Source organism: Acinetobacter sp. AOR14_HL (assembly GCF_027855175.1).
Lineage (GTDB): Bacteria > Pseudomonadota > Gammaproteobacteria > Pseudomonadales > Moraxellaceae > Acinetobacter > Acinetobacter calcoaceticus.
Genome location: NZ_JAKTII010000019.1, coordinates 67,585 through 81,171 on the forward strand (window position 1 = coordinate 67,585; position 13,587 = coordinate 81,171).

At 37.3% G+C, this 13,587-nt stretch carries 12 protein-coding genes; 4 read left to right on the plus strand and 8 right to left on the minus strand.

The features are described 5' to 3' along the window. Positions 1-35 precede the first annotated feature (35 nt). Positions 36-797 (minus strand): tRNA threonylcarbamoyladenosine dehydratase, encoded by a 762-nt coding sequence (locus tag MKL38_RS17540; RefSeq protein ID WP_270903923.1) that lies wholly within the window; start codon positions 795-797, stop codon positions 36-38. A 113-nt stretch (positions 798-910) separates the two neighbouring features. Between MKL38_RS17540 and MKL38_RS17545 the strand changes: the two genes are divergently transcribed. Beyond that, the gene (locus MKL38_RS17545) at positions 911-1,666 is read left to right on the plus strand and encodes a hypothetical protein (RefSeq protein ID WP_270903924.1); all 756 of its coding nucleotides are present in this window, start codon (positions 911-913) and stop codon (positions 1,664-1,666) included. Between the two features lie 45 nt (positions 1,667-1,711). On the opposite strand, the gene acnA is transcribed toward MKL38_RS17545, so the two are convergent. From acnA to MKL38_RS17575, 6 genes are all read right to left on the minus strand, one after another. Beyond that, complete coding sequence (acnA, locus tag MKL38_RS17550; RefSeq protein WP_270903925.1) at positions 1,712-4,465, minus strand: aconitate hydratase AcnA; 2,754 nt, start codon at positions 4,463-4,465, stop codon at positions 1,712-1,714. Between the two features lie 124 nt (positions 4,466-4,589). Further along, on the minus strand, positions 4,590-5,402 hold the full coding sequence (locus MKL38_RS17555) for a TatD family hydrolase (RefSeq protein ID WP_270903926.1): 813 nt from the start codon (positions 5,400-5,402) through the stop codon (positions 4,590-4,592). Further along, complete coding sequence (locus MKL38_RS17560) at positions 5,402-6,343, minus strand: RsiV family protein (RefSeq protein WP_270903933.1); 942 nt, start codon at positions 6,341-6,343, stop codon at positions 5,402-5,404. The genes MKL38_RS17555 and MKL38_RS17560 overlap by 1 nt, the downstream gene beginning before the upstream one ends. Positions 6,344-6,434: 91 nt before the next feature. Beyond that, positions 6,435-7,277 carry a hypothetical protein gene (locus MKL38_RS17565; protein ID WP_270903927.1) on the minus strand — a complete coding sequence of 281 codons (843 nt, stop codon included), beginning with the start codon at positions 7,275-7,277 and terminating at the stop codon, positions 6,435-6,437. A gap of 69 nt (positions 7,278-7,346) precedes the next feature. Then, positions 7,347-8,939, minus strand: coding sequence for a peptide chain release factor 3 (locus MKL38_RS17570; protein ID WP_005044796.1), 1,593 nt, complete (start codon positions 8,937-8,939; stop codon positions 7,347-7,349). A gap of 232 nt (positions 8,940-9,171) precedes the next feature. After that, positions 9,172-10,035, minus strand: coding sequence for a hypothetical protein (locus MKL38_RS17575; protein WP_270903928.1), 864 nt, complete (start codon positions 10,033-10,035; stop codon positions 9,172-9,174). 322 nt (positions 10,036-10,357) lie between these two features. Between MKL38_RS17575 and MKL38_RS17580 the strand changes: the two genes are divergently transcribed. Then, positions 10,358-10,930 (plus strand): TetR/AcrR family transcriptional regulator, encoded by a 573-nt coding sequence (locus MKL38_RS17580; protein WP_270903929.1) that lies wholly within the window; start codon positions 10,358-10,360, stop codon positions 10,928-10,930. Positions 10,931-11,204: 274 nt separating this feature from the next. Here MKL38_RS17580 and MKL38_RS17585 read toward each other — a convergent pair whose 3' ends face one another. Further along, on the minus strand, positions 11,205-11,765 hold the full coding sequence (locus MKL38_RS17585; RefSeq protein ID WP_270903930.1) for a TetR/AcrR family transcriptional regulator: 561 nt from the start codon (positions 11,763-11,765) through the stop codon (positions 11,205-11,207). Between the two features lie 406 nt (positions 11,766-12,171). On the opposite strand from MKL38_RS17585, the gene MKL38_RS17590 reads away from it, so the two are divergent. Continuing rightward, positions 12,172-12,681 carry a helix-turn-helix domain-containing protein gene (locus tag MKL38_RS17590; RefSeq protein WP_270902241.1) on the plus strand — a complete coding sequence of 170 codons (510 nt, stop codon included), beginning with the start codon at positions 12,172-12,174 and terminating at the stop codon, positions 12,679-12,681. A 5-nt stretch (positions 12,682-12,686) separates the two neighbouring features. Then, on the plus strand, positions 12,687-13,556 hold the full coding sequence (locus MKL38_RS17595; RefSeq protein ID WP_270902571.1) for an IS3 family transposase: 870 nt from the start codon (positions 12,687-12,689) through the stop codon (positions 13,554-13,556). Positions 13,557-13,587: the final 31 nt, after the last annotated feature.

Consider the following 13,587-nt stretch of genomic DNA (forward strand, 5'->3'; position numbering starts at 1 on the left):
CCCAAACATAAGAGCACGCCTTTTTAATATTTAAACTAAGCTTTCTTTAAATCAAGTTTCTTTAAAACTTCAGCCACAGCAATCATGGCAAAACTCGAAGTCACAACCACCGCTGAGCCATAGCCACCACAGCGTAACCCTGCCGATGGGCAGACATCTGCACTTGAGAATGGGTTATCAATCGAATAAATACAGGTAATTCCAAATTTCTCTTTTGGTTTTTTACAAATACCACGAGCACGAAGTTGGCTACGTAACTTCGCCAACATCGGGTCTTGTTCGGTTTTTGATAAATCCGCCACACGAATTTTAAGCGGATCGAGCTTACCGCCTGCTCCACCAGAAACAATCAAAGGAATTTTGTTAAAACGGCAATGCAGCATTAAAGCCAACTTCGCTTTAACGTCATCAATACAGTCTAAGATAATATTGGGTACAGGATTTAAAAGCTCTGTGACATTCTCAGGTGTTAAGAAGTCATCAATAATATTTACTTTAATACGTGGGTTAATTTGACGGCAGCGTTCCGCCATAATCTCAACTTTTTCACAGCCTAATGTAGAGGTCATCGCTGGTAGCTGACGGTTTACATTTGATGCCGCGACAATATCCATATCCACTAATGTGATTTCACCAATTCCTGTACGAGCCAAAGCCTCTACAGCCCAACTGCCAACACCACCAATACCAATCACCATCACATGACTTTGCTCGTAATGTTGAAACGATGAATCACCATAAACTTTGGCTACACCTGCAAAACGACGTTCATATTCATCTTGTTGGAGATCGGTCATTGTTACTCTTTGGGGGGATATAAAACACGGTGGCTATTTTACCTGAATCAATTAGGCATAGGATATCTTTTACGATATTATAAATAGCAAAAGTCCCTTAAAATTTATTAATAATGAATCAAGAACTTAATCAAAAAATTGTCTTATGTATCCCAGGTGTTTGGGAAAATCATCAAGCTCTATTACATGCCCTCCTCACTAATGAAACAGGATATATTTACGCAGGCTCAATTATTAAGTCTTTAACAAATGAGCATTATGCTGAAATTGAAGAGTATGAAAATGATCCGAATGTAAGTCAGATTTTTAGGTCATTGAGTATGGGCCGTTTTTCTGAAAGTGAATTAGAAAAAATCGATCGACATAATATGGTTATTTATGTTGTTTGTGAGGGTGGATCAATCGAGTTAGCACAACAAGCTCTATTGTTAGGGCAAGCCCTCATCAAAGCAGGTGGCTTAGCAATTAAAGTTGAAACTTCTGGACTTACACATATTAAAAGTGATTGGCTTAGTTATAGTGCTGAAAATACCCTAGATCTGTTTAAAGGTTTTATTCCTATTATTTCCGACGATAATTTACTTTATTCTTGTGGAATGCATCAATTTGGCAAACCAGATGGATGTATAAATCTAAAAGTAGATCAAGCATCCTATATTCTGAATCATTTCTTGTTATATATCCTTATCGAAAATCCAGAGTTGTTAGAGAATCAAACTTTTTCGATAGATGAAAATTCAGAATTATTAAAGCTTTCCCGAAAAGCATCTGGGGATTTCTTTGATTTAGATTCACTATATTTTAATTCACTCGATGTTTGGATGCTGACTACGTCATTTAGCTGGAAGAAATTATTTAAGTTCAGTTAAGTTTCAAAAAAAGAAACCCTGTAATTTACAGGGTTTCTTTTTCAATTATTCTGCAATCAAATTTCGAAGTACATAATGCAAAATACCACCAGCCTTAAAGTACTCGACCTCATTTAACGTATCAATTCGGCACAACACATTAAAATGACTCGCTACCCCATTGGGCCGTTTTACATCAACTTCAAGAATTTGATGAGGTTGAATTCCGTCCAGTAAACCACGGATTGATATCACTTCATGACCCGTTAAATTAAGAGATTGACGAGTTTGCCCATCAACAAACTGTAATGGCAACACTCCCATACCGACTAGGTTTGAACGATGGATACGCTCAAAACTCTCTGCAATCACTGCTTTCACACCTAATAAATTTGTTCCTTTTGCAGCCCAGTCACGTGAAGAACCTGTTCCATATTCCTTACCGGCAATAATCACAAGAGGTGTGTTTTCTTGTTGATAAAGCATCGCTGCATCATATATGGCAAGCTTTTCACCACTTGGAATGTAAATAGTATTACCACCCTCTTCACCACCAAGCATTTCATTTTTAATACGAATATTGGCAAAGGTGCCTCGCATCATCACTTCATGATTACCACGTCGAGAACCATAAGAGTTAAAGTCTTTTGGATCGACCCCTTGCTCTTGCAGATACCGACCTGCGGGACTATCTTTTTTGATATTCCCCGCTGGTGAAATATGGTCGGTTGTGACTGAGTCACCTAAAACAGCCAAAATACGCGCCTGTTCAATATTTTTAATTGGTTTCGGTGGCTCTCCAATTCCTTCAAAGAAAGGAGGATGTCGGATATACGTCGAGTCATCGGCCCATTCATAGGTTTTGCTCTTTGGAATCTGAATCGCTTGCCAACTCGCATCACCATCAAAGACCGCTGCATATTCTTTATGGAACATCTCTGTATTTACTTTCTGCAAGACAACATCAATTTCTGCCTGACTTGGCCAGATATCTTTTAAATAGACGGGCTGTCCATCTTTGCCCTCACCAAGAGGCTCTCTTGTCAGGTCGGTACGAATATTCCCAACCAAACCATAAGCCACTACAAGAGGCGGTGAAGCTAACCAATTGGTTTTAACTAATGGATGTACCCGTCCTTCAAAGTTACGGTTACCAGAAAGTACAGATGCAACATTCAAATCATGACATTGAATTGCATCTTCGACTGGCTCGGGTAATGGGCCTGAATTACCAATACAGGTTGTACAGCCATACCCCACCAAGTTATAACCCAACTCATCTAAATACGGCGTAAGCCCAGCAGCCAATAAATAATCAGTCACGACCTTAGAACCAGGTGCAAGAGAGCTTTTCACCCATGGTTTTCGTTGTAAGCCTTTTTCAATAGCTTTTTTAGCAAGTAACCCCGCCGCTAACATCACGCTTGGGTTAGAGGTATTAGTACAAGAGGTAATCGCAGAAATAACAACATCACCATGATTTAACGGGTATTCCTGCCCTTCAATCACACAAGATGGATTTTCATGTTGAATATTTGCTTTTTTTGCCTCTACAGCAGTACCACCACCTTCATTTTCTAGACGTTCTTTTGCTTCTTTTGCTGGTTTTAGTGTTAACTCCATGAGTGCATTAAACGCTTTAGGTACTTCTGATAACAGCACTCGGTCTTGCGGGCGTTTTGGTCCAGCCAAACTTGCTTGCACCGTAGTCATGTCTAAACTTAAAGTATCTGTAAAAACAGGTTCATCACCAGCATTTCGCCATAAACCTTGAGCTTTACTATAGGCTTCAACGAGCTCAATACGGTCTTCATGACGTCCTGTCAGTTTCAGATATCCTATAGTCACTTCATCTATTGGAAAGAAACCACAGGTTGCACCATATTCTGGTGCCATATTGGCAATGGTTGCACGGTCAGCAAGAGGCAAATCTGCCAAACCATCTCCATAGAACTCTACAAATTTACCCACCACACCTTTTTGGCGAAGCATTTGAGTAATAGTGAGTACCAAGTCTGTTGCTGTAATACCTTCTGGTAATTTTCCTGTAAGTTTAAAACCGATGACTTCAGGAATAAGCATAGAAATAGGTTGGCCCAACATTGCAGCTTCAGCCTCAATACCGCCTACGCCCCAGCCTAAAACACCCAAGCCATTAATCATGGTCGTATGCGAATCTGTTCCCACTAAGGTGTCAGGAAATGCAAAAGTTTTGCCTTCATCTTCTCCCAACCACACTGCTTGGGCCAAATATTCTAAATTGACCTGATGGCAAATCCCCGTACCCGGCGGCACTACGCTAAAATTATTAAATGCAGACTGTCCCCAACGTAGAAATTGATATCGTTCGCCATTACGCTGCATTTCAATATGTACGTTTTCTTCAAAAGCCTGATCATCGGCAAAATAGTCAACCATCACCGAGTGGTCAATCACCAAATCGACTGGAGATAACGGATTAATCTTCTCTGGGTCTCCACCAGCTTGAGCCATGGCTGCTCGCATTGCTGCCAAATCGACTACAGCGGGTACCCCTGTAAAATCCTGCATTAAAACTCGAGCAGGTCGATATTGAATTTCCTGTTCAGAACCTTTGGTTTTTAACCATTCTGCTAAGGCATAGATGTGTTCAGTTTTAACGCTAAGTTGGTCTTCGAACCGTAATAAGTTTTCCAATAATACTTTTAAAGATTTCGGTAGTTTGGCAATATCCCCTAGCGTTTTCTCTGCTTGGGCTAAGCTAAAAATCTGATAATTGCTGGAACCTACTGTTAGCGTCTGTAAAGCATTAAAACTATTGATATTGCTATACTTAGCCATTGGGTTATCCTCCCATGTCTGGCAATGTTATTTTTCACGTTTTTACATGTTGTTTTCTTACTTTAAGCTTCTTTTCTAATCGCTGTGTTTTGTTTTAGTTACTATTTCTAATCTTTGATTTTTATTACGATAATTTCAACGCCGAGAGCGAGTTTTCCCAAAGCTGTACGGCCAAATCTGACGCTGATATGTTTAGGTTTTCTGCCAAACTGTGCAAAACATAAGGCAAATTAACTGGGGTATTACGGGTACGCTCTTCAGTTGAGGTTTGGCAACAAAGTGGGGTCATATCGGGACAATCCGTTTCAATCACCAAGTGCTCTGCACCTATAGCCTGCACAACCGTATGGAGTTTTTTTGCATTCGGATTAGTAATTTGCCCTGTCACACCAATTTTGAACCCAAGTTTAATAAGACCCTTTGCTTCCTCTATGCCACCACTAAAAGCATGGGCAATTCCACCCAGTTTAAATTTCTGAGCTTTTAATATTGCGAGTACATCGCCATGGGCTTTTCTAATATGGAGAAGTACTGGTTTTTGATATTGGGTTGCAAGCTCTAACTGATCGGCAAAATATTGGTTTTGCTTCGCATAGATATCAGGGTGCTTATGCTCTTTTAAGAAAGTATCTAAACCAATTTCACCGACTGCCACGCATTCTTCTTTCTGCAAAATTTGCTCAAGATAAGAAAGATGTTCTGGCTGATGTTGCTCAATATAAAATGGGTGTAAACCGGGTGCTAGATATGAAGTCGGTACATTTTCCCAGCTCTTTAACTGATGATGGGTTTGTAGCAACTCATCAAAACGTGACTGCACAAAACCAATTAAAACCAGTGCATCAACCCCAGCTTTTTTGGCATTAAGCGCTAACTGTTGCCGATCTTCATCAAAATCGGCAACATCAAAATGCGTATGTGTATCAAACAGACGCATTAGCTTCCACTTTTTGCAACAGGTGTTGAAGCTGGTTGCGCTTTAGGCTGCGGCAAATACTCTTTTTTCAAGACTTCCTGTAATTGATCATACGGAATGACTAATCGAGGTAATCCCACCACATATGGTCCAATTTCATATTCACCATATTGAAGAATTAAACCTTGTTCACCCAATAAGAAATTATCGGATAATTTAAATGGCCAAGCTTGTTCATAATCACCGGCATTATCAGCCAGTTTAGAGTCTGTAACCCAAGTCTTAAAGGCTTCATGCGCCAACTTCTCTAACGCTGCCTTTTGCTGTGGACGTAACAAGTCTTCAAGCTTGATCTGCTTTTGTTCTTTTAAATCAAAATTATAGTAATGCTGTGCAGCAGAACCATGAGCACCACCTAAATAGCTACTGCTATTAAGTACAACAATGACCACTTTACCTTGAGCCTGCAAGATTTTAGGTTTAACTAAAAGATTAATTTGATGACTACTACTTAAAGCTTTTAATTCATTGTCCAAACCAATAAATGAATTTGCATAACGTTGAACTTGGGCATCAAAGCTATTTTTTTGCTCTGCACCCGCAACCGCTGAAGCTTCTGTTTTTTGATCTGGTTGCTTCACTTTAGTATCAGGCTCAGCAATCTCTAAAATTTGATCTAGAGCCTTTAAGATTTGCTGATCTACAATTTTATCAATAAATGGAAAATTACTCTGTAAACGCTCAACTGTAAATTCGGGACAAGTTTTACCATCACAATCAGGTAAAGCAACCTTACTCGGAATTGTTTCACCCTTCAAAGTCAGCTCTACTGGCTTTTGTTCTTCGACTGCTGGTTTCTGCTGTTCTTGAGAATCCTTAGGATCGGCTTTAGGTTGGCATGCCACCAAAAATATAGCCGAAGCAAGCAAAGTTAATCGCAGTGAAACTTTAGAAGATAACATCATATTTTGCCTTTTATTCTAAGGAGATTACGCAGTGCCTTTTCTAAGAAATTAGCGCATATAAATAGAGGTTGCAAATTCTGCTACCATCTTAAAACATTTGTTCATAAACCTCGGGTTGTAATATTTTTTTTGTTTGTTCTGTAGATAAATAAATATCGAGCTGTGGTGCCTCTTTAGTAATTTGGTTTGCCTGATAATGCAGTCCAATACCTTCACCATCAAAGAACCAATCCGCTTGCCCCCAATATAAAGTTTTTGGTGCTTCTTTTTTTATCTCAACAGTCTGCTTTTTTAACCAGTCTTGATAGGCTACCTGCACCATTTGATGCATAGCTGTTTGCTGATCTTTTTTTAAAACATCTAACAAACTTAAACTTTTATGCAATTTTCGATCGGCAACAAAAAAGTAATAACGATCTTTAATCGTGAGCTCTTCTTGCTTGGTATCAAGCCCCAATTGCAATAAAACATATTGATTACGCTGCGAAGCAATACGTGTATGAAGATGCAATTCATAAGCCCGATTCTTTGAATATTTATCTTGCCATTCATCAGACTTTTTTACATAAGCATTAATCGCCTGCTGCAAGCTTAAGTCTTTTTTCAAATCAATTTGATCTTGAATCACTTTAGCCTGACTTTTGGCGATCCATTCATTTAACCATGCGTCTTGAGTCTTTATCGTTTGAATATCAACATCAATACAATTTTTCTTCTCACAAAATGGCAAAGCATAATCGGCTTTTACTTGTTGCAAGTTGAGAAATGGCAGTACTTCAGCTTTTTCAATATTTTGAGTTTGTGTACCCGATAGTTTCGTTTGTGAAGATGATGAAGACTGAGAGCTTTTCCAGACAAAAATAGAAATAGCAGAAATTAATGTTATGACTGCAACCACCAGCGCAATAATTGTCTTTTTACTCAAGTTCATTTCATCATCCTTTTTTATTTTTCAAAACAAAACAGCTTCTATTCGAAGCTGTTTGTCACATTAAAATGATCAGTGTTCACGTGTGTTACGGAACTGAATATCAGGCCAACGCTCTTGCATAATCTGCAAGTTCACTCGGCTTGGAGCAAGATAAGTTAAATGTCCACCACCATCGATAGAAAGTTGGTCATGTGCTTTCTTCTTAAATTCATTCAGAATTTTTTCATCATCACAGTGAATCCAGCGAACTGTATTAACGCTTACAGGCTCATAAACACAGTCAACCTTATATTCTTCTTTCAAACGATAAGCAACCACGTCAAACTGGAGCACACCTACCGCCCCAACAATCAAGTCATTGCTGATTTGTGGCATAAATACCTGAGTCGCCCCTTCTTCAGACAACTCTTTCAAACCTTTTTGCAATTGTTTTGACTTTAATGGATCTCTTAAACGCACACGACGGAACATCTCTGGCGCAAAGTGAGGAATACCTGTGAAGTGCAGATTTTCACCACTTGTGAAAGTATCACCAATTTGAATCGTGCCATGGTTATGTAAACCAATAATATCGCCCGGCCATGCTTCTTCTAAATGTTCACGCTCACCAGCAAGGAATGTCAAAGCATCACTAATGCGGACATCTTTACCAAGACGCACGTGGTTCATCTTTAAACCTTTTTCATATTTACCAGAGCAAATACGCATGAAGGCAATACGGTCACGGTGTTTCGGGTCCATGTTGGCTTGAATTTTAAATACAAAACCAGAAAAACCTTCTTCTTTCGCGTCAACCACACGCTCTTGTGTAGGGTGCGCTTTAGGTTCAGGTGCCCAGCCCATGAAAGCATCTAGTACATGGTCAACACCAAAGTTACCTAATGCCGTACCAAATAGAACCGGAGTTTGTTTACCTTGTAAAAATAATTCGCGGTCTAATGGCTCATTCGCCATTTGTACGAGCTCAAGCGACTCTTCAAAAGATGCCCAAGCCAAATCACCTACTTTTTCACGAATATCAGCATGATCATAGCCATCACGCACTTCAATATCTGTAATGGTTGAACCAAAACCTGCTTTATAGACATACAATTTATTTTCAATAATGTTGTATACACCAGCAAAATCACGGCCCATTCCTAATGGCCATGTAATAGGTACACAGCGGATATTGAGGACATTTTCAATTTCATCAAGTAACTCAAGTGGCTCACGAATCTCACGGTCCATCTTGTTTACGAATGAAATGATAGGCGTGTCACGCATACGACACACTTCCATCAATTTGATGGTACGTTCTTCGACACCCTTTGCACCATCAATCACCATTAACGCAGAGTCAACTGCGGTTAAGGTACGATACGTATCTTCCGAGAAATCTTCATGTCCCGGTGTATCGAGTAAGTTAATGGTATGACCTTTATATGGGAACTGCATAACAGACGTGGTAATAGAAATTCCACGCTCTTTTTCCATTTCCATCCAGTCAGATGTAGCTGCGCGGTCAGATTTACGGCTTTTTACCATCCCTGCAACCTGAATTGCTTTACCCCATAACAGTAATTTCTCTGTCATAGTGGTTTTACCGGCATCGGGGTGGGAAATGATGGCAAATGTGCGGCGTTGAGCAACCTGTGCCGCTAACTCATCTTTAAAACTCATGAAATACACCTACTGCGGAGATTGCAGTGCCAAAGATCTAAAGTCGATCAAAATAAAAATTGGCGTAATTGTAGCAGATTTATAGAACTGTTTAATGATTGTTGATATGCCATCAGTCACTCATAAGATTTTTGAACATTTTTTGAGAATACAACTTCGCTCATTAGAGATTTTACAATCAAAAAAGCCCATCCAATTGCGGATGGGCTTTCTTAGGACTTAGCAGAATATCTTATGCCAGTTTCTTTTCTTCAATAAATTGCACATCGGCAATTTGTACATTCCAGAACTCATTCCATAAAGCACAATAATCAATACATAGCTTGGTTAAGCCTTCATAATCATCTTTTGTAATTGCTTGCGCTAAGGTAAACCAGAGGTCATCCTGATGGTCATCATCAGCAGCCTCAGATGTTTCATCGGTAGATACACCATGTACATGGTAATATCCACCACCTTCAACATCGATATTCACAAATTTGGTCGCTTGACGTAATGGAGGGCTAAAAAGAATAACCTCTTCTTCGGCAACTGCTAACAATGCAACTACATTGATATAACTATCATAAGAAGATTCTAAGAATGAACGGACCTGATCTGCGGCTTGTGAAGGTTTATAATTACGGCGATCATCTTCCGTTAGACCATAATCATTAAGTAAATCTTCATACAATGGATAATGAGCATATTCAGGATTCCCCAAATAATAATCATCTTTACCTAATCCCGGTCTAAAACCGAATTCATCAAGTACATTTAAACTTAATAATACACGTGGAAACATTTTAGCTCCAGAATGGAGTTTTGGTTCCAGTTGTTTTGTTTGGAACTGCGCTTGTAATAAAGCATCAGTAAAAATCTGTACAATTGCATGACGATATTCTAAATGAATATGAGTTAAAGTATCCTTATCTAGATAACCGTGATTTAACATTTCAATTGCAGGATGTTTACAAACTGGTAATTCTGCAATTTTATTTCTTAACTGTTTGAGAAAATTTAAATTTTCATCCCATTGTTTTGCAGGAATACTATTTCTCATCCCCTGCAATGCTTTTTCTCGTGGATTATTAAAATCTTCAAATTTTTTTGACATAATCATTCTCAATAAAAAGTTTTTTCTTATAGTTAAGTGGGGTATTCCCTTATTTCAATTTGCATTCAATTGCTAAAATAAAATCCATATACCCATCCTTAACAACCTGATATTATGTCTATTAACTCAACAAATCAATGGATTAATTAATAATATTTAAAAAAGTAAATTATTGCCAACCAAATATATAAAATATTATTTTTTAAGATTAACCAAACTATTGAATAAATATAGTTTTTTAAATATTATAAAATAAGTTTTATTTAAGCTTTAACACTTACAATAGCAAAGTTAATCAAAAATATTCGCGACGGTGAACACGATGACAAAAAGAGAAAATATTATAACAACAGCAACATCCCTTTTTAACCAGAAAAGCTATACATCTGTTGGTGTTGATAAGATTATTGCTGAGTCCAATGTGGCAAAAATGACTTTTTATAAGTACTTTTCTTCTAAAGAAAACTTAATTGAAGAGTGCCTTCATGAAAGAAATTTAGAAATTCAATCTTCAATATCAGAAAAAATTAATAATATTAACAATCCTTTAATTAGACTTAAAACCATTTTCAACTGGTATATCGACTGGATTAATGCAGATGATTTCAATGGTTGCTTATTTAAAAAAGCCACCATTGAAGTTCTACAATTGTACCCGTCTATTAAAGATCAGGTTAATAAATATCGAGAATGGATTTACAAATTAGTTTTCTCAACATGTGTAGAATTAGAAATCAAAGATGCCCATACGCTTACCAGTCTTTTCCTTAATATTATTGATGGCATCATTATTGATGGCACAATAAATAAATCAAAAATTAATTCTGAACAAACATGGTCTTATATAACAAAGCTTATTAATTTTGAAGAAACTCAAGCGTGCTCCGCCGCTTAATATATCAATTTAATAGTTTTAGGTGTTTTGTAGAAGAATTAAAATATCATTAAAAAAATGAGTAGAGCATGAATTACAGCTCTACTGATAAAATCTATCTAAATTATTGTCATACCCCTATAAAAGCAAAGCCCCTGCTATTTTAAATACAGGAGCCACTCTCATTTTCTTTATTTTAATTTTATAATTTATATCAATTTAAGGCGTTAAAATAAGAGTTTTATTAAGAATAACTAAACCTTTACTAATTATAACTATGCACATTTATATATTATTAATCCACCATGATATTCCGTAAGAAATACTCCAATAATGCATCTCTATCATCCACACTGTTTTCACCTAAAAGCTGAACCATAGCCCCGTCCACCACAAATAAAAACATGTGTGCATCTTCTTTTGAGGCCTCTGAGTTCTTTGTTAAAAGCAGTCTATAAATCTCGCTAATGAGCCAGTTTCTGTACTCAACCACTATTTGATAAGCCTTTGGGTAAAGCTTTTCAATTTCAAAAATAGCTTTAAATAGCAGATGATAAAGGCTTTCTAAATCTGCATGTAAGAAGTAGATTTTACGGAGTTTTTCAATTACGGTTAAGCCTTTCTGAACATAAATGATTGAAAGCACCTCTTCTTTTAAACGATCCTTTTGGAAAGTTAAGCTCATTTCAATGAGTCTTTCTTTTGAGTGAAAGTAATTATAAAAAGTAGCTTTGGGGAGTTTTGCTGCTTCAATAATTCGGTCCACCCCGACTTTGTGAAAACCATACTTATTAAAAAGGTATCTTGCAGAATGAAGCACGCTTAAAGCACGAAATGGAAGATCTAAATGTTGCATAGTTTTACCGTTATAAAAATAAGTTCTTGTTGTGTCTCAATGAGATAAAACTGCCTAGGCTCTTGTTTTAAGCAAAAAAAGGCATGCAAAGGCCCTCTAAAGACTGCCTCAGCGCATCTCAAGTTTTATTGTTGATATGATTTTTTGGTCGTGACGAGCTAATGCTTGAAAACCCAAAGGTCATCAAACCGCGCTATAGACTAGTCTGGAGGTATAAAAATAGAATGCATAGCCAACTCCTTTATATGGGGAGTTCTGCCAAAGCATTAATCAAGAATTATGGTGGCAGAACGAAAGAGGGTTAGCAGACTGGTGAAAGATTTAACCAGCACACCCGAGGGTGTCCCTCTCCCGTCCTGAACTGCACCCCATAAGTTAGACTTTTTAAACTTATAAGGTGTGACCTATGCCAGTTCCAAAGCATTCAAAAGAGTTAAAACTCAAAGTAATTCAGGCTTATTTAGATGGTAGTAAAGGCTATAAAATTCTTTCCAAAGAGTTTAATGTAGATCTCCAAACCATTCGGTTATGGATTGAAAACTATAAGGCACATGGTACTGATGGGCTTAATATTAAAATTCAAAAAACTTATTATTCTTCAGAATTTAAAATCAATGCAATACAAATGCTTCTTGATAAGATACCCGTAAGAGAAGTAAGAAGACGGTTAAATCTGAGCGGGACGTCAATTTTAAGAAGATGGCTAGCTCTGTATCATAAAGAAGGGATTGCTGGGTTTAATACTAAACGGACTTATACCAATATGACTAAGCAAGATAAAACTAAAACAGTGAAACCAACAAGAGATGATAAAGACAAGTCTCAGCAAGAGCTCATTGATGAGCTTACAGCTTTACGCGCAGAGGTCGCTTTTTTAAAAAAGCTAAAAGCCTTAAAACTGAAGCAACGTACTTAAATTCAATTTGTACTGCAGACAGTGTTCAAATTATTTCAGAATTAAGGCAAATTTATCCATTAAAGCTCTTACTCAGTATTGCCAAGATAGCCCGTAGTACTTATTTCTACCACATGAAAGCTATACGCTCTAATGATAAATATACTGAGTTAAAACAGCAGATTAAGTCCATATACCATAAGCATAAGGGATGCTATGGCTATCGTAGAATTACTCTTGCTCTGAAAAGTACAGGAATAATGATTAACCATAAATGTGTATATCGACTCATGAAAACTATGGGACTTAAATCACGTATCAGAGCACTAAAATATCGCTCATATAAAAGTGGTTGTGTCGGGATAGTGGCTGATAACGTTTTACAACGGCAATTTAAAGCAAATCGACCAAATCAGAAATGGGCAACTGATGTAACGGAATTTAATGTGAACGGTGAAAAACTTTACCTATCCCCGATTATAGATTTATTTAATGGGGAAATTATTACATTCCGAATCCAACGCAAACTCAATTATGAGTTAGTAAAAGATATGCTCATTCATGCTTTGGCTAAACTTAAACGACATGAAAAACCAATTCTCCATTCCGATCAAGGATGGCAATATCAAATGGCTCATTACCAACAGCAATTAAAACAACAGGGTTTAATTCAAAGTATGTCTCGTAAGGGAAATTGTTTGGATAATGCTGTAATAGAAAGCTTCTTCGGAATATTAAAATCGGAGTGCTTTCATGGTGAAAAATTTCAATCAATTGATGAATTAGAGAAAACCATACAAGAGTACATTCATTATTATAATCATGAGAGAATCAAGGTGAAGTTACAAGGTTTATCCCCTGTACAATATAGAAATCAGTTTTTAAAAACTGCTTAATTAGCTGTCCAACTTTATGGGGTCAGATTAT